Source organism: Reinekea marina (genome assembly GCF_030409715.1).
Lineage (GTDB): Bacteria > Pseudomonadota > Gammaproteobacteria > Pseudomonadales > Natronospirillaceae > Reinekea > Reinekea marina.
In genome coordinates this window covers 1,070,497-1,087,174 of the sequence record NZ_JAUFQI010000001.1, presented here as the reverse complement: position 1 = coordinate 1,087,174, position 16,678 = coordinate 1,070,497, and the positions used below count along the sequence as shown (strand labels likewise).

Genomic DNA, 16,678 nt, shown 5'->3' with positions numbered 1-16,678 from the left:
AGCAAAAAAAAGCCCGCAAAATGCGGGCAAATAAAGTAAAGGAATCGTTTACTTAAGCTTTTGGTCCTGCCTTAACGATGGCTTCGCTAACATCATACTTTTTAAAGTTCTCTTGGAACTCAGTCGCCAGCATTTTCGCTCGCTCGTTAAAAGCAGCCGCATCGGCCCAAGTGTTCTTTGGGTTTAGCAATTGAGTATCAACACCATCTACACTGACGGGAACGTCTAAATTAAGTTCAGCAATGTGCTGTGTTTCTACGTTCTTTAAGGAGCCATTAGTGATGGCTGTAACAACCGCACGTGTTGTCGGAATATCGAAACGCTTACCGGTTCCGAACGGCCCGCCGGTCCAGCCGGTGTTCACCATGTAAACATCAACGTCCGTATTTTCAATACGCTTGATCAATAGATCGGCATAAACCGATGCTGGGCGAGGAAAAAACGGTGCACCAAAGCAAGTTGAAAAGGTTGATTTAATCCCCGTTCCCTGGCCTACCTCAGTAGAGCCAACCAACGCCGTGTAACCACTTAAGAAGTAATAAGCCGCAGCTTCTTTACTTAGCTTAGATACCGGTGGCAACACACCATTCAGATCGCACGTTAAAAACACAACCGCCGTTGGCTCGCCACCCATGTTGCTCAGTTCACGCTTTTCAATGTGCGAAAGCGGGTAAGCCACTCGACCGTTTTGGCTAATGCTTGTATCGGCGTAGTTTGGCTTGCGATTGTCATCCAACATCACGTTTTCTAAAACCGCCCCAAATTTAATCGCATCGTAAATCACCGGCTCGTTTTTACGCGTTAAATCAATGGTTTTTGCGTAGCAACCGCCTTCAATATTAAAAACTTGGCCAGGACCCCAACCGTGTTCGTCATCTCCAATCAAAAAGCGATTTGGGTCTGCACTTAAGGTCGTTTTACCGGTGCCCGACAAACCAAAGAAAAGCGCCGTTTTACCGTCATCACCAACGTTGGCCGAACAATGCATTGGTAATACATCTTTATCAGTGAGTAAGAAGTTTTGTACCGCGAATAAAGACTTCTTCATTTCGCCTGCATAATAAAGCCCCGCCACCAGAACTTTACGTTGCTCAAAACTCACCACTACAGTTGATTCACTGTGTGTACCATCTACTTCAGGGTCACACACAAAACTAGGTACATTAAGTACTTCCCAAGCCGGAGCATTGGTTTCATTCCATGTTTCAGGAACAATGAACATATTGCGTGCAAATACCTGATGCCAAGCTAGCTCAGTCGTTACTTTTAACGGCAACATGTGCTCTTTGGCAGAGCCTACTTCTAAATGCCCCACAAATTTTTCACGAGCGTTAACATAGTTAGAGACTTTGCTCCAAAGCGCATCAAACTGCTCAACTGAAAAAGGTTGATTTACAGGACCCCATTGCACCGTGTTTTCAGTTAAAGCATCTCTAACAATAAAACGGTCTTTGGGAGAGCGACCCGTTCTTTCACCGGTTAGGGCAACAAATGCTCCGTTGTCGGCAAAACGTCCCTCTGCACGGCGAGCAGCATGCTCCAATAAATTTGGCGTGCTTATATCGACATGAGTGGGTTGAGCGGTGGCGTTCATGGATACTCTCCTTTAATAAATCTAAAAACGGCTTGCCTTCGATGGCAAAAAAGTAAAATTGACAATCAAGATCATCAGTATAGGACAAGTGTAACGACAACCAAGGTGATGAGAACACCCCTACAATGTCAATTATTTACTGACAAAGGTTCGCGATATTTCGCTAACCTGAAACTAAGCAACAGAGGCCAAAAACGGATGACCTCAAAACTTCTACACAATTAGCCAGAGATTGAGTCGACATACTACTTAAGCATGCGCTAACCAAGCCTCTATAGCGGTCAAATACAACATACAGTCCACCTATACCCCCATAGATCTCGTCAAAGAAGCGATACTTGGCCAAATGTTCAGAAAACAAAAATGGCAAAGAACCAACACAAGTGCCAAAAAAATACGGACAAATAGCAAGCAATCTAATGTTGTTATGTTACGAAGATTTGCAAAAAAATTTGTATATTTGGTAATTTAAAAACATTTCAAAAAACTAAAAATTTTTTAATATTTTTAGCATTGATGTGGTGAATGTTGGAAGTTAGTAAGGGTTCACAGCTGCGTGCTGCGGGTTTGGTCAACACATTTTAAACAGGTCGCTTCTTCGCTTTGCTTCGAGCGCTCTTACTTTATAGATTGGTGGAATTGGGTAGCTTTGGTGGGTGGTTTTGCTGCAGTGGGCATCTGAGCCAGGGATGGCGAAGTTTAGCGGCGCAGGATGCGCGAAAAGCGACCCACAAAAGCAACGCCAGCCACCGAAGCGGACTGTGGCACCCTATTCGCGTCATTACTTTGAGCGCCCCAACAGTGTGGAGTCGTTTGCTTTTGTGTGTATTAGGGTTGTACCGAAACTAAATAGGGCGTGATCCGTATTTGCTTTCAGGTTTTTTCGGAGGATCGGCTCTGAAACCGCGTTCAACTTCTGTTACTGCACCGCCTTTGGCTAAAAATGCTTCGACTTCGTTGGCCATCTGAGAGCGAACATCTTCTTGGCACTTAGGGGTACGAGCTAATTCTTCAGGGGTAATTGGGGTAACCGGTTTGGTCGCTGTCATATTTTTAGGCTCCTGAGCAAAAACGTAAAGTGTTAGATTTGACACTTTTAAAATTCGACCACTGAGTTATAGCCCAAATAGCCAGTTTTTCCAGTAAATTGCCAAAAAAGTTTTACACATCGTTACGAAAAGCACTAAGAATGAAACAAAGGCTTTAATTCGCGAGCAAAGCGTCGACTGACCGAAAGCGGCTCTTCGACACCCTCGACCTGCAACCAATAGCCACCACTGGCGTCACGGCTTAGCCGTTGCACCCGGCTTTTTAACACCAAGGCATTGCGATGGATACGCACCAACTGCGTTGAAAAGCGCTCCTCTAGGGCTTTTAAGCTTTCATCGCATACGCGCTCACCTGAAACACAAAACAAAGACACATACTTTTGATCGGCTTTAAGGTAATACACCTCAGTCAGGGGAATTCGTTCCTTCTCACGGCCATTTTGAACAACGAGCGTCGGAATTTCAGATTGTGTAGCCAAGGCTGTCTTCTGCGCTCGATTAATAGTTTGGCATTGCTTTATCGCGGCTATAAATTCATCTTTTTGGACCGGTTTTAATAAATAAGCCTCCGCATTTACTTTGAACGCCTCTAATGCGTGCTCATCGTATGCGGTACAAAAAATAATTGCAGGCGGATCGGTCATCGTGCGGATAGTTCGAGCTACCTCCAAGCCACTTTGCCCTGGCATTCTAATATCTAACAACACGATATCGAACGGGGCAGCTTTTAGCTTTTCTAGCGCATCAAAGCCATTCGATGCAGTGGCCACAGCACTGACCGAGTCAATATCCTCTACGAAGCGTAACAAACGCTCCCTTGCTAGCGGCTCGTCATCCACGACCAAAATTTTCATTGCACCCTCTCATTTAACGCAGGGAACACCATCACCACCTGATACTGCTCATCGCTAGCGTCAATAGTCAGTTTAGATCCCTCACCGTATATTACCGAGAGTCTGTGGCGAATATTATCTAGCGCGACGCCCTGCCCTGCTTGATACACCGAGTTTTTCGCTACTGTGTTGGTCACGGATACCGTCAACAACTTTTCTGTCTGCGAAATTGCAATGGTAAGTGTACCTCCGCTTTCACTGGCCGCAATGCCATGCATAATCGCGTTTTCTACAATGGGCTGGATAGACAATACCGGCACTTGCCAAGGTTGAAGCTCGGCTGGTCGCTGCCACTGAATGGTCAGCCTTTCGCCCAAGCGCCATTGCTCAATATTAAGGTAGCCCTCTATCAATTCTATTTCTTGTTGAATGTCACACAAGCTTTCAACTTCTTTGAGATTAGCTCGAAACAAACTTGATAAATTAAGTACAGCCGACTCAGCCGCATCCGGTTTAGTCGCGATCAGTTCAGCAATGGTATTTAAACTATTAAACAAAAAATGGGGCTTAATGCGTGACTGAAGTGCATTCAATCTCGAATTCAACTCTGCTTTATTTTGCACAATGAGGTGTTGTCTCAACTGGAAGTAGCGCAACACCATCGCGGTGATCATAGCAATGGCCATAATGTGCTGCGCCAGTTGCCAATAATCGAGACGAGACCAACCTCCTATCACTATTTGGCCAGCAAACAAAATACATGTACTGATGATGACCGACACTGAAAAAGCCGTGAACCAACCCGTCGCAACAGACACATTAGATAACCAAGGGCGTATTTTACACAACACAGAAGCACTGAGTAGCACCATCCACTGGATAATTAAACTGCGATAGCCCATTCGTGACCAATTAAAACCAGTGCTCAATAGCTCCCAGGTGAGCACGCCCAGCTCAGTGACTAATATAATGAGCAACAAACTCGTGGTTTGACATAAATCGGGTAATAAAAAATGCTTTTTTCTCATAAATGTCAGTATCTCAAACTTTCTACAAAAACATTAGCTGGATGTTGACTAATGTATAGTAGGTCACGCTTCAGTCCAAGGGTTTAGGCGACTCCTGTTTTTAACCCAATGACTCGAGGTAAAAAACAGTATTGCCGCATTTAGTGGTGACAGCGTGAATACTGCCTTTATAATGAAGTTTTTTACCAACCACTAGGACATATGTTATGACCGATACGAACTCTGCTTGGGGAGGCCGCTTTGCCGAAGCGACCGATGCTTTTGTAGCCGAATTTACAGCTTCAATAGGCTTTGACCAACGCTTATACCGACAGGATATCGCCGGGTCTATCGCACATGCCACTATGTTAAGTGAAGTTGGTGTACTCACTTCCGATGAAAAAGACCAAATTATCGATGGCTTGAATGCGGTAAAAGCCGATATTGAATCCGGAACATTAAAGTGGTCTGTCGCGCTTGAAGATATTCACATGAATATCGAAAAAGCGCTAACGGATAAAATAGGCACCGTCGGTAAAAAATTGCACACAGGTCGTAGCCGAAACGATCAAATTGCCACCGATATTCGCTTGTACATTCGAGACGAGATAGATTTTTTAAGCCGTGAGCTCACTCGCCTACAGCAAGGATTAATCACCTTAGCAGCCGCAGAAGCCAACACTATTATGCCAGGCTTTACGCATTTACAGACCGCTCAGCCGGTTTCATTTGGGCACCATCTTTTAGCTTGGAATGAAATGTTGCAACGTGACTATGAGCGCTTGCAAGATTGTCGCAAGCGAGTGAATATTTCTCCATTAGGCGCAGCTGCATTGGCGGGTACGACTTACCCAATTAACAGAGAACGTACAGCCGAATTGCTCGGTTTTGATCGAGCGAGCGAAAATTCTTTAGATTCAGTGTCCGATAGAGATTTTGGTATTGAGTTTACACACACTGGTGCATTGATCATGATGCACCTTTCTCGAATGTCCGAAGAGCTTGTACTTTGGGCATCAGCCCAATTTAATTTTATCGAATTACCCGATCGATTTTGCACGGGTTCTTCTATTATGCCTCAGAAGAAAAACCCTGATGTGCCAGAATTAGTTCGTGGCAAATCGGGCCGAGTTTTTGGCCACTTGATGAGCTTACTCACGCTCATGAAATCTCAACCTTTGGCTTATAACAAAGACAACCAAGAAGACAAAGAACCTCTATTCGACACTGTAGATACACTGGCAGGCAGCTTGCGCGCATTTGCCGATATGGTGCCGCACATTAAAGCTAAGCGTGAAGCCATGTATGAAGCGGCGGCTCGTGGATTTTCTACGGCAACCGATTTAGCCGATTATTTGGTGAAAAAAGGTCTACCGTTCCGTGATGCGCACGAAGTCGTCGGACAATCGGTTGCTTATGGCATCGAACAAGGCAAAGACCTCTCCGAGATGAGCTTGAGTGAATTACAAAGTTTTTCGAACGATATCACAGAAGATGTTTTTCAAGTGCTTACACTAGAGGGTTCGGTTGCTGCTCGAGATCATTTAGGAGGAACGGCTCCAGAACAAGTTATACAGGCGGCTAAAAGAGCGGAAGAAAAAATAAAAGAACGCTCTTAACGCTTTTTATTAATTTAAAGGAATTTTTTTGATGTGGAATTACATTAAACTGCATTGGCAAGGAGACCGCACGCAGGGCACAGCTTTTTGGATAAATGTGGTGCTGTTGCTTGTGTTTGTAAAATTCAGCATTGCCATTTTATCGATTACAAACATCATTCAAGACCAAGTTGTCTCAACACGGCTTGGATTACTGCTGATTACTTTGACGGTCGCTCTTGTTTTACCTTGGAGCTTCATTGGTTCTTTCCGGTCTACATGGAAGCACATTCGCCTGTTTAGAGACCGTACTACGGGTGGCTGGTTGATGGTGTTACTGGTTCTGACACTCTTATATTGTGCTCACCAAATAAAGGGGTACTGGCCAGGTTTGACCAACATGGTGCACATAGCCATGAAACAAGACACAGAGTCTTTTAGCTCAATAAGTGGCAACGAACGTCTGCTCGTCTCTGGCTATTTAACTTATGGCAGCAGCAGTACGATAATTGATCAGTTAAACAATAACGGATCGTTAAAAACAGTTGAGTTTAACCTTGAAGGCGGTCATTTACACGAAGCTAGAAAACTTTCTAGATATCTAGCCATCAACAAGTACAACACCCATATTGAGCAACGGTGTGCTGAAAATTGTTTAATCGCTTATTTAGGCGGCGAAAAACGCACGGCGTCTGAATCGGCAGACATAAGCTTTCATCACTACCGAGGTTATGACAACGGGTATCGCTCCGATTGGACCATCACTCGGGAACAAAACGCAGATAGAAAATACTTTAAGCGCCGAGGCGTCTTAGAAAAAGCGACTTTCATCCTCTATTACAAGCAAACCGACGACAAAGCCCAGAGTTTTTCGATACCAACCCTGAAGACTTACAATATTGTAAACAACTAACCGGCTAAAAATAAGCCATCCTCTGAACTGAGTGCATGGCTTAATGTAATACTCGCCATAGACATAAGTTCTTCTAGTGACTCTCCGTGATCAGGAAAGCTTACAATGCCAATAGCAATACTGGCATTAATGGTTTGGTCTTTTGCACGCAACGGTTGCTCGGAAAGAAATTTCATTTTATTCGCGAACTCCAATAGTACTTCTTCACTTTTCATCCGCTCAACAAAGAAAATAAACTGATCCGTCGCGCCTCTTACTAATAAATCATCAGGGCGCAATCGGTTTATTAGCCGTTTAGCCACTACCTTAATAATTTCTTCATCTGAGCCGTAACCTAAAAGATTCGCCAATTCGGATAAATTTGTTACCGACATCATTAAACAGTGAAAGTTTCCATGAGGACGCCAGCGATTAAAATGACCGCTTAAACTTTGGCGGTTAGGCAAACCAGTAACCTCGTCATGATCGGACAAGTGCGCAACTAGGTCACGAACATCCCTCAGTTCATCTCGCTGGCGATTTACTTCCCCTTTAAGCTCTAAATTTTTATTGAGATGCACTAGGTTAGCGAATGCAATACTTACAACTGGCGCAATGTATTCCAACAGCGAAATGCTACGAACATCGAATACCTGAGGCTTGTTTGATTGCAGTGACAATATACCAATTACTTTGCTTTCGAATTTTAATGGCACAAAACAAACCGATTTAACCACCTCGCTGTTTTCAGTGACCAATATCTCATCACTAATGACAAAGTTATTGTCATACAGAACGCGTCCTTCATTCACGGCTCGAACCGACCATGAACGATTTTCAGTTAACGGTATTGAATCTGTTTCTACAAAAACGTTGTTATCAATTATGCATTTGAAATCTAGGCGCTCTTCGGTTACTTCGGCAATACCAACCACCGATACATTAATCCACCCTACCAACTGGTCGCGCAGGCTTTGGCATAGCATTTTATAGTCAAGAGAGGCATTTACGGACATGGCAATTCTGTTCACGGCTTGCAACATGGCGTTACTTTCAGCGAGAACAGAGTTATTGTGTTTTTCTATTGCTATTTGTTCTTTTAACGATTGCTGCTGTTCTTCTACCTGTAGCCTTGCCCATTGTTCGTTTATTTCACTTACACGTAGTTGCTTGCTGAGCTCTTCAGCAAACTGATAATGCAAAGTAGCGTATTCATACCTTAAATGGCTGGCATAAAAACGTGCTAACAGCTGATGTATATTCAGGCGTAATATTTCTGGGATGTGTTCTAGTTCGAGCAAATAAGTTAACGCTTGAATCCCTTTTTTAGGGTAGTCCGAGCGCAGAAAATCTTGCCCAGCTTCATACTGAAGGTAAAAAAATCGTTCTCCAAGCCCCTTACGCCACATTTGCTCGAGTTGCTTATAACCCACTTTGAAACGAACAAATTTTGCCTCATACCGAGCTTGGTAATACGCCACCATAATCCTACATACCTGGTCATCAAACCCTGCTGCCAACTGTTCACACAGTTTTAACTGATCTTTAATGGTTTTTTTATCGCCACGGTAAAAGGCTAGTCGCAATACTTGCAATTGAAACTTTACTAATTGGATATCGGACAACTCTGATTGCTGAGGTAAGCCCATTAACTCTTGTTCGGCATCGGACCACTGACCTATATTCATCAGCGTTTCAGCCAGAGCTAAGTGAATATCATGATTGATGCCGCGCTGAGACTTGAGGTCATTTGATAGTGCTTTGCGATATTGCTCAAGCGCTAACGAATACTGCCCCATTTTTGAGTAACTACGCCCCAACCCAAAATAACACTGCGCGACATAATTGGATTCATTTAAGTCGCGAAAAAGTGTCAACGCTTTATAAAAATCTTCTAAAGACGGCTTACTTGTCTCGCGATCAATTGAAATAAGAGCGACGACCATATGCGAGAGTGCCAATGCCCCTACCCAGCCGTGTCGCTGCGCCCGTATCATTGCTTTTTCTGCGAAAAGCTGAGCCTTCGAAGGATCTACCGATACAAGATCCATTGCTTCAATCAATTCAACCCGTAACTTTTCTTGATTCATAAAAACCTTTGTTTTGGTTAACGATTGCGTTCAAGCCATGCCCAGACCTGATTCACTGGCATCGGTTTAGCATAGTAGAAACCTTGAATAATATCACAACCTAATCGCATTAATCGGACCAGTGTAACCTCATCTTCTACACCTTCTGCTACGGTTTTAAGCCCCAAGCTGTGCGCCATTTTAATGGTTGATGAGACAATCACTTCATCACTAGCATCACTCAATAAATCGGCTACAAAGCTACGGTCTATTTTCAGCGCGGATATTGGCAACTGTTTTAAGTACGACAATGACGAGTAGCCGGTTCCAAAGTCATCAATTTCTACCTCTATATTCAATGACGCTAAGCTATTAATGATTTCTATCGCTCGGCCTGGGTCGACTAACAAAGTAGACTCTGTAAGCTCCATGACGATACTGTGGCCATCGACATTGTATTCTTCAAGCAGCGCTTCAATGTACTGAGGGAAATTTTGATTAAGTAAGACTCGTGGAGAAATATTGACCGATACTTGTAATTCAGGAACGAGCTCTCGCCAGTGATTGATATTTGAAAACGCATCGCGAATGACAAAATCTGTGATTTTTCGAATCCCTTCCCCCATTTCTGAGATGGGAATGAACTCAGCCGGTGATAAGTAACCAAACTCAGGGTGCTGCCAGCGAACTAGAGCTTCTAAACCACCTGTCTGCCCGGATTTAGTATCCATCAGCGGTTGGTAAACCACAGACAACTGGCCAGATTTTAAGGCTTCATCGAGTTCGGACAACACGGCTATTTTATGAGGTGTGCTGGTGTCTAAGTCTGTATTGTATTGAGTGACTGGTTGACCCGTACTTTTAGAGGCATACATAGCAACATCGGCACATCTTAACAACTCGTGGCCATCTGCCCCGTGCTGTGGAAAAAAAGACACGCCAACACTGGCCTCAACCTGAAAAGTCAATTGGTCGATCACATAAGGCTGAGCCAAAGCTTCGTGTAACATCGCCGCCTTTTCTAACGCTCCACCTCTTGAGATATTCGGATAAAAAAGCGCAAACTCATCGCCACCTAAACGAGAAAGGTAATAAGTTTCACCACGCAAACTTTGATCTATTCTTGGGCCAATTTCTCTCAATAATTTGTCGCCAAACTGATGCCCGAAACTATCATTAATTTCTTTAAAACGATTTAAATCAAATAACATCAGTGCTGATTGGGTTTGGCTAGGAAGGGAAGAAATCATCCAAGCATGCAACTGGCTTCGATTACCCAGACTGGTCAAGCTGTCTCGCATGGCTTGTCGTCGCAACACCTTGCGTTGTGACAGCCCTTGCAGCGCTAGGTGAATGGCGTTTTTCGAAAACTGTATCACCTCTTCATCGGGAAGGCTTTGACAAAACTTTAGCCTCAACACTAGAAAACCAGCGTGACTGCGACCTACGGGCCAATATAGCTGTTGGGTATTTTTTACAGCCGTCAACTCATCGGTTCGTCGGCAATGGTCCAAATAAGAAATTTCCGTAGGCTCTGTCACCAGAACCGTTTCTTTATACCAATATTTATTTGGGATAAGTTGCTTTTTACATCGTAGCCAATCGCCAGAATCCCACAATAGCCATTCTAATTCAGACAATTCAAAAGCGCTTTGAAATGAATGTTGGCACCTGCTTAAAAATTCCGCTTCATCCGATACGTTATCCAATTCGCCTAATAGGGTCACTAGCTGAGTTAATTGATGCTTTTGCCGCGTAAGTAATTTATTTTGCTGTTCTTGGCGTTCTTTTGATTCACATTGGGTTATTTCACGTAAAACACGAACACCAAACAGTTTTATGAGGTTAGAGATATACTCTTTATTCCCGATAGGCGTATCAGCACAAAGTACCAATGCTGCGCTAATTTGCTCATGTTCATCTTGAATGGGTAATACAGAAAAGTATCGATACCCGCCGTATAGCAGCTTTGTAAATTCATCTTTTGGATTGGTTGCAATATCCCAACGAGGTTTTGCATAGAGTTGTTCGTCTGTTTCACGAAAATGAAAATTGGGTTCTTTTACCGCCTGGCTTGCAATAAGCCATGTAGCCCACCACTTGGGCTTTGTTTTGGAGCATAAAATTACGCGATCCACATTGACAAGCTGACCGATACGTAACCCAAAATGATTTATAAATTCTTGCCCTGTTTGCAGGCTGATGTCGTGAGTAAAGTCTTCAAGCTGATCTAGCACATTAAAGGCTTGATCATTCTTATCGGCATTTTTTTCCCATATTTCAGAAAAAGATTGATAGCGCCCTAGAACCTTTTGGTAGTTAACCTTTTCAGAAACGTGCCTAACTTTGCCCTCTTGGTCGATAATTCGATAAGACAAACACACTTCATTTCGGGTCGAACGCGCAAAGCTGTAGCCCGTTAGTACAGAACTACGATCATCGGGATGAATAAAATCAATGGCTTGTTGCTTTGCGTGTCGGCCAATGAATTGGCTCACCGGAAAGCCAAACATTTCAGTGAGTGCTTCATTTGCATACAAAAGGGTCCACTTTCCATCCAGCTCTGCGGCATGATAAATAATGGAAGGAATATTACTGATGGTGCGAATGCCCATTTGTTGATGAGGGTATCGACCCAGCACGCTTGCGCTAAACTCTAGAGAGGACTGTATTTCTTCAATTTCGGCTAGAGACAACTCACCGTACAGCTGTATTTGAGTAAACTCACCTACACTATAATCATGACAGGTGACGTTAGACAGCTGATCAGCGCTCGTTGACCGATAGGATATTTCTAAACGACCGGTCACAAAGCTCGTCGCAAACACCACGACCCCAACCAAAGCTGGGCGATCTTTTTGCAGCTTTTCGATATTGGCCTGAAACAGCGACTCCGCTAACCGACAGACCTCCGACCAGCCCAAGTCGGAAGCAAAGCTTTGAGGCAATAACTTTGTATTTGGCATTCGCTTCTATTCAAATTTTACATCTATTCAGTCTAGCGGTTTCGGGTAAAAATGCAGTACTAAAAAGCAAAAAAACGCGGTATAACCGCGTTTTTAGGGGGTAATTCGGAGGATATGTCGACTAAGTACCTGACAACCGAACACTATTTGATCAGAAGCTCTAGCGAATTCTGGCTTCCGTTTCACTATCGAAGAACACGGCTTTACCCATATTAAACAATATGTCCATCATTTCACCCGGCTTACCTGCTTCAGCAGGGTGTACACGACATTCACATTCTTCGTCGTTAATTCGAGTTAAAACTAGGGTATCTGCGCCTGTTGGCTCAGTGACTTCAATTTTAATCGTCACGCGTGTCACGTTAGGATCTTCTTGAACATGCGGCATAACGTGAGTTAACTGCTCTGGCCGTAAACCCAATATAACTTGCTTACCCACATAGCTCGACAAATCGGCTTGAGATGCAGGTACAGGTAGGTAATAGTGAGTCCCTTCTGACTCAACCTGGACCATCACATTAGAGTCACGCTCTACCACATCGCACTTCAAAAAGTTCATTGAAGGCGACCCCATAAACCCAGCAACAAAGATGTTTTCAGGTTCGTCATACACTTCTTGTGGTGAACCAAATTGTTGCAATACACCACCTCTCATGACCGCAATTCGATCAGCCAAGGTCATCGCTTCAATCTGATCGTGTGTTACATAAACAATTGTGGTGCCTAAACGCTGATGCAGCTTTTTAATTTCAGTGCGCATTTCCACACGTAATTTTGCATCAAGATTTGATAAAGGTTCATCGAACAAAAACACCGACGGTTGGCGAGCTAACGAACGACCCATGGCGACACGTTGACGTTGACCACCAGAAAGCTGCGAAGGCTTTCTATCTAACAAATCTTCTATTTGAAGTAATTTAGATACTTTATCTACAATTTCGGCAATTTCCGCTTTTGGCATTTTTCGTATTTCTAAACCAAAGGCAATGTTTTTACGAACGCTCATGTTTGGGTACAGTGCATAGCTTTGAAACACCATGGCAATGTCACGGTCTTTTGGTGCTGCGTGGGTCATATCGGTTGATCCCATTAGGATTTTACCCGACGTCACTTCTTCTAACCCAGCGATACAATTAAGTAGGGTCGATTTACCGCAACCAGAAGGTCCTACTAAAATTACAAACTCACCGTCATTAATTTCAAGGTCAATACCTTTTAAGATATGTGTTTGACCAAAGCTTTTTTGTACATTTTGAATTGATAAACCAGCCATTCTAGAACTCCTATTAACCTTTAACTGAACCGGCTGTTAGACCGCGAACAAAATATTTTCCAGCAACCACGTACACAAACACAGTCGGCAATGCCGCAATAATGGCGCCTGCCATATCTACGTTGTAGCGCTTTTCACCTGTAGTTGAGTTAACCATATTATTGAGACCGACCGTTACCGGTTGAGAATCTGGGTCAGAAAACACCACGCCAAATAAGAAATCATTCCAAATTTGGGTGAACTGCCATATCACACTCACGACGATGATCGGTGTTGATAACGGCAAGATGATTCGAGTAAAAATAAGCCAAAAACCAGCGCCATCTAACTTAGCTGCTTTGATGAGCTCACCGGGTAAGCTGACGTAGTAATTTCTAAAAAACAGCGTGGTAAACGCAACTCCGTAGATTACGTGGGTAAATATCAAACCAACTAAGGTTCCACTTAATCCTAATTTACCCAGTACAACAGAGTGCGGAAGTAGGATAGCTTGGAATGGTAAAAAACAACCTGCAAGCAAGAAGGCGAAAAATAATTCGCTGCCTCTAAAGCGCCAAAAGCTCAATACGTAACCATTCAATGCGCCCAACAAAGTTGAGATAAGCACTGACGGAATAACCATTTGCAATGAGTTAATAAAGTAAGGACGTAACCCTTTATCTTCTCGTGCACCAATTTGTACTTCGCTCCAGGCTTCTTTCCAAGCGTCAAAGGTAAATGACTTTGGCCATTCAATCAGTTGACCCACTCGAATTTCATCCATAGATCGGAAGGACGTTAAAACCATGAGCAACAAAGGGGCTAGATAATAAAGAGCCGCGATGACCAACACCGCATAAAGTAGTGCTTTATAGGTGATTTCTGAATAACGCTTATCGTTAGATTTAATCATTGTTCTTTACCCTCAATTCAGAATAGAGATAGGGGATTAAAATAGCCGTAACACCCATTAGCATTATGACGGCTGAAGCGGCACCGACGCCTAACTGCGCTCGCTGGAATGATATTTGATACATGAATATCGCTGGGACATCGGTTGATGTTCCTGGGCCACCGCCGGTTAATGCCATGATTAAATCAAAACTCTTAATGGCAATATGAGCCAACATAATAAAGGCCGAAAAGAACACTGGACGCATTGAAGGTATGATGATTCGAGTGTATACCGAGAACAGGTTAGCGCCATCTAGTTGAGCGGCTTTGATGATGGAGGTATCGATGCCTCGCAATCCGGCTAAAAATATAGCCATTACAAACCCACTCGATTGCCATATGCCGGCAATAACAATGGTGTAAATAGCCATATCTGGATCGACGATCCAATCGAACGTGAAATTCTCAAAGCCTAAGTCGCGCATGAATTTTTCAATGCCCACTGTAGGGTTCAATATCCACTTCCATACGGTACCTGTTACGATAAATGACAGCGCCATAGGGTAAAGGTAGATTGTTCTTAACGCCCCTTCGGCACGGATGTTTTGGTCCAGCAAAATGGCAAAGACCAGCCCAATCACCATACAGATTAAGATAAACAGTGTGCCAAATATGGCCAAGTTGGCTAACGACCCCATCCAGCGGTCATTTAAAAACAACTTAACGTATTGGTCGAAACCGACAAAGTCGTACTGTGGTAAAAATCGAGATTTAGTAAAGGACAAAATAGTCGTCCAAATAATAAATCCATATATAAACACGATCGTGATCGCTACCGTTGGCGACAACACTAACTTTGGAAGCCAGTAATCGATGCCTTTCTTTCTAGTTGATTCGGACATACATACTCCGCCCTTCAAAGGTTAATTTAATCATCTTTTCACATTACCGTTATTTCAGCTTTTTGGAAACAGGCCAAGCCATTGCTTTTTTACTGGCACACTGCTCCTGAGCCGTTTTCCAATAAACTGCTGATTTAGCATAGTTAATAAAGGGTGAATAATGGCAAGCTCAGCTCAAATATTTCCCTGAGCTTGCCGAAGCTAGCGACGTTTGTCGCTAACTATTGGAATTACAAGTTTGCGCGAATGGCACGAGATAGACGCTTAACCGCTTCATCAGAGCTCATGTCTGAGTTGAAGAAGTCAGTGACTACGTCAGATATAGCGCCGCCAACTGCAGAGGTAGTAGACATACCATGTGCCATTGAAGGAACTAGGCCCTTGCCAGATTTAGCCGTAGATTTGAATGTATCCATTGATGCAATCGCACACGCATCAAATGGTGACATATCTTGGTCTAAACGAACTGGAATTGAACCTTTGTTTAAGTTGAATGTTTCTTGGAACTTAGGAGAAACCACCAACTCAGCCATTTTCATTTGAGCTTTTTCATTATCGGCGTTGTTTTGCTTAAACATCGCTAATGAATCAATGTTAAAGGTAAAGGTGTTGTCTGTTCCTGGGAACGGCACACAGTAGTAATCTACGCCAGGTTGCTTGTTCGCAGCCGAGAATTCGCCTTTCGCCCAATCGCCCATGAACTGCATAGCCGCTTCGCCTTTAATAACCATAGACGTTGCAACGTTCCAATCTCGGCCTGGTGCACCTTTATCGATGTAGTTTTTAACTTTTTTGAATTCAGTGAAGGCGGTTTTCATCGTGTCGCTTTCTAGCGTTTTCATGTCGTGCTCAACGAAAGCCTTTGCGAAGAACTCAGCGCCACCAACAGACAATACAACACTCTCAAAGGTTGTAGCATCTTGCCAAGGCTGACCACCGTGAGCAATTGGCGTAATGCCTTTTGCTTTTAATGCTTCAGAAACCTGCCACAACTCTTTCATGCTGGTAGGTACTTTCAAGCCGTTCTTATCAAATACTTCTTTGTTGGCCCACATCCAGTTTACACGGTGAACGTTTACAGGCGCGGCAACGTAGTTACCTTCATGTTTCATTACATCTGAAACAACTGATGGTAAAACATTGTCCCAGTTTTGCGCTTTCGCAACAGGCGTTAAATCTGCAAGGAAACCTAAATCACCCCACTCTTGAATTTCTAAGCCTTTAATTTGAGCTGACGCCGGAGCATTACCAGAAACCGCACGAGAACGAAGTACGGTCATGGCATTTTCACCACCACCACCAGCAACAGCGAAATCTTTCCAGCTGTGACCTGCATCTTCAACCATACCTTTAAGTACAGCAATAGACTTAGCTTCACCACCAGATGTCCACCAGTGCATAACTTCTACTTCACCGGCGCTTGCTTGTGCGATCATTGATCCGCTTAATGCAACGGCTAAAAGTGTCTTTTTTAACATCGTCTTATCCTTTGTTTGTTTTTGTTTTAATCAGGCTCTTCATCTGATTTCGCAACAGCAAGGCTTGGACAGAGGTGATCCGCCGATGACCCCTTTCGAGGTCTTTAAACTTGCTGTCTATGACAAGGATTAATTTAGTCTGAT

18 protein-coding genes are annotated in these 16,678 nt (G+C 43.6%); 6 read left to right on the top strand and 12 right to left on the bottom strand.

The window, feature by feature from the left end:
* Nucleotides 1-52: 52 nt before the first annotated feature.
* Entirely contained in the window at nucleotides 53-1,594 is a 1,542-nt protein-coding gene (locus QWZ13_RS05675) for a phosphoenolpyruvate carboxykinase (protein ID WP_290280904.1), read from the bottom strand.
* On the opposite strand from QWZ13_RS05675, the gene QWZ13_RS05670 reads away from it, so the two are divergent.
* Nucleotides 1,568-1,819: a hypothetical protein gene (locus QWZ13_RS05670; RefSeq protein WP_290280903.1), complete on the top strand. Its 252-nt coding sequence runs from the start codon at nucleotides 1,568-1,570 to the stop codon at nucleotides 1,817-1,819. The genes QWZ13_RS05675 and QWZ13_RS05670 overlap by 27 nt on opposite strands.
* On the opposite strand, the gene QWZ13_RS05665 is transcribed toward QWZ13_RS05670, so the two are convergent.
* Nucleotides 1,758-2,009 carry a hypothetical protein gene (locus tag QWZ13_RS05665; RefSeq protein ID WP_290280902.1) on the bottom strand — a complete coding sequence of 84 codons (252 nt, stop codon included), beginning with the start codon at nucleotides 2,007-2,009 and terminating at the stop codon, nucleotides 1,758-1,760. The genes QWZ13_RS05670 and QWZ13_RS05665 overlap by 62 nt on opposite strands.
* A 141-nt stretch (nucleotides 2,010-2,150) precedes the next feature.
* Between QWZ13_RS05665 and QWZ13_RS05660 the strand changes: the two genes are divergently transcribed.
* Entirely contained in the window at nucleotides 2,151-2,276 is a 126-nt protein-coding gene (locus tag QWZ13_RS05660; protein ID WP_290280901.1) for a hypothetical protein, read from the top strand.
* Entirely contained in the window at nucleotides 2,257-2,454 is a 198-nt protein-coding gene (locus QWZ13_RS05655) for a hypothetical protein (RefSeq protein ID WP_290280900.1), read from the top strand. The genes QWZ13_RS05660 and QWZ13_RS05655 overlap by 20 nt, the downstream gene beginning before the upstream one ends.
* On the opposite strand, the gene QWZ13_RS05650 is transcribed toward QWZ13_RS05655, so the two are convergent.
* The 4 genes from QWZ13_RS05650 to QWZ13_RS05635 form a co-directional block, all read right to left on the bottom strand.
* The gene (locus QWZ13_RS05650) at nucleotides 2,440-2,688 is read right to left on the bottom strand and encodes a hypothetical protein (protein ID WP_290280899.1); all 249 of its coding nucleotides are present in this window, start codon (nucleotides 2,686-2,688) and stop codon (nucleotides 2,440-2,442) included. The two genes, QWZ13_RS05655 and QWZ13_RS05650, sit on opposite strands and share 15 nt — an antisense overlap.
* Nucleotides 2,689-2,777: 89 nt before the next feature.
* A complete protein-coding gene (locus tag QWZ13_RS05645) occupies nucleotides 2,778-3,497 on the bottom strand; it encodes a LytR/AlgR family response regulator transcription factor (protein WP_290280898.1) in 720 nt (239 codons plus the stop codon).
* Nucleotides 3,494-4,504 (bottom strand): sensor histidine kinase, encoded by a 1,011-nt coding sequence (locus QWZ13_RS05640; RefSeq protein WP_290280897.1) that lies wholly within the window; start codon nucleotides 4,502-4,504, stop codon nucleotides 3,494-3,496. Before QWZ13_RS05640 ends, QWZ13_RS05645 begins: the two co-directional genes overlap by 4 nt.
* Nucleotides 4,505-4,567: 63 nt before the next feature.
* Nucleotides 4,568-4,693 carry a hypothetical protein gene (locus tag QWZ13_RS05635; protein WP_290280896.1) on the bottom strand — a complete coding sequence of 42 codons (126 nt, stop codon included), beginning with the start codon at nucleotides 4,691-4,693 and terminating at the stop codon, nucleotides 4,568-4,570.
* A gap of 17 nt (nucleotides 4,694-4,710) precedes the next feature.
* On the opposite strand from QWZ13_RS05635, the gene argH reads away from it, so the two are divergent.
* Together argH and QWZ13_RS05625 are read left to right on the top strand one after the other, a co-directional pair.
* Entirely contained in the window at nucleotides 4,711-6,102 is a 1,392-nt protein-coding gene (argH, locus tag QWZ13_RS05630) for an argininosuccinate lyase (protein ID WP_290280895.1), read from the top strand.
* 31 nt (nucleotides 6,103-6,133) lie between these two features.
* On the top strand, nucleotides 6,134-6,994 hold the full coding sequence (locus QWZ13_RS05625; protein WP_290280894.1) for a hypothetical protein: 861 nt from the start codon (nucleotides 6,134-6,136) through the stop codon (nucleotides 6,992-6,994).
* On the opposite strand, the gene QWZ13_RS05620 is transcribed toward QWZ13_RS05625, so the two are convergent.
* The 5 genes from QWZ13_RS05620 to QWZ13_RS05600 all read right to left on the bottom strand — a co-directional run bounded on the left by QWZ13_RS05620 (nucleotide 6,991) and on the right by QWZ13_RS05600 (nucleotide 15,056).
* A complete protein-coding gene (locus QWZ13_RS05620) occupies nucleotides 6,991-9,063 on the bottom strand; it encodes a diguanylate cyclase domain-containing protein (protein ID WP_290280893.1) in 2,073 nt (690 codons plus the stop codon). The two genes, QWZ13_RS05625 and QWZ13_RS05620, sit on opposite strands and share 4 nt — an antisense overlap.
* Before the next feature lie 17 nt (nucleotides 9,064-9,080).
* The gene (locus QWZ13_RS05615; protein WP_290280892.1) at nucleotides 9,081-12,008 is read right to left on the bottom strand and encodes a bifunctional diguanylate cyclase/phosphodiesterase; all 2,928 of its coding nucleotides are present in this window, start codon (nucleotides 12,006-12,008) and stop codon (nucleotides 9,081-9,083) included.
* A 160-nt stretch (nucleotides 12,009-12,168) separates the two neighbouring features.
* Nucleotides 12,169-13,281 (bottom strand): ABC transporter ATP-binding protein, encoded by a 1,113-nt coding sequence (locus QWZ13_RS05610; protein ID WP_290280891.1) that lies wholly within the window; start codon nucleotides 13,279-13,281, stop codon nucleotides 12,169-12,171.
* 13 nt (nucleotides 13,282-13,294) lie between these two features.
* Nucleotides 13,295-14,173 carry a carbohydrate ABC transporter permease gene (locus QWZ13_RS05605; RefSeq protein WP_290280890.1) on the bottom strand — a complete coding sequence of 293 codons (879 nt, stop codon included), beginning with the start codon at nucleotides 14,171-14,173 and terminating at the stop codon, nucleotides 13,295-13,297.
* Nucleotides 14,166-15,056 carry a carbohydrate ABC transporter permease gene (locus QWZ13_RS05600; RefSeq protein ID WP_290280889.1) on the bottom strand — a complete coding sequence of 297 codons (891 nt, stop codon included), beginning with the start codon at nucleotides 15,054-15,056 and terminating at the stop codon, nucleotides 14,166-14,168. Before QWZ13_RS05600 ends, QWZ13_RS05605 begins: the two co-directional genes overlap by 8 nt.
* On the opposite strand from QWZ13_RS05600, the gene QWZ13_RS05595 reads away from it, so the two are divergent.
* The gene (locus tag QWZ13_RS05595; RefSeq protein WP_290280888.1) at nucleotides 15,044-15,166 is read left to right on the top strand and encodes a hypothetical protein; all 123 of its coding nucleotides are present in this window, start codon (nucleotides 15,044-15,046) and stop codon (nucleotides 15,164-15,166) included. The two genes, QWZ13_RS05600 and QWZ13_RS05595, sit on opposite strands and share 13 nt — an antisense overlap.
* 120 nt (nucleotides 15,167-15,286) lie before the next feature.
* On the opposite strand, the gene QWZ13_RS05590 is transcribed toward QWZ13_RS05595, so the two are convergent.
* On the bottom strand, nucleotides 15,287-16,534 hold the full coding sequence (locus tag QWZ13_RS05590; RefSeq protein ID WP_216001384.1) for an ABC transporter substrate-binding protein: 1,248 nt from the start codon (nucleotides 16,532-16,534) through the stop codon (nucleotides 15,287-15,289).
* Nucleotides 16,535-16,678 lie beyond the last annotated feature (144 nt).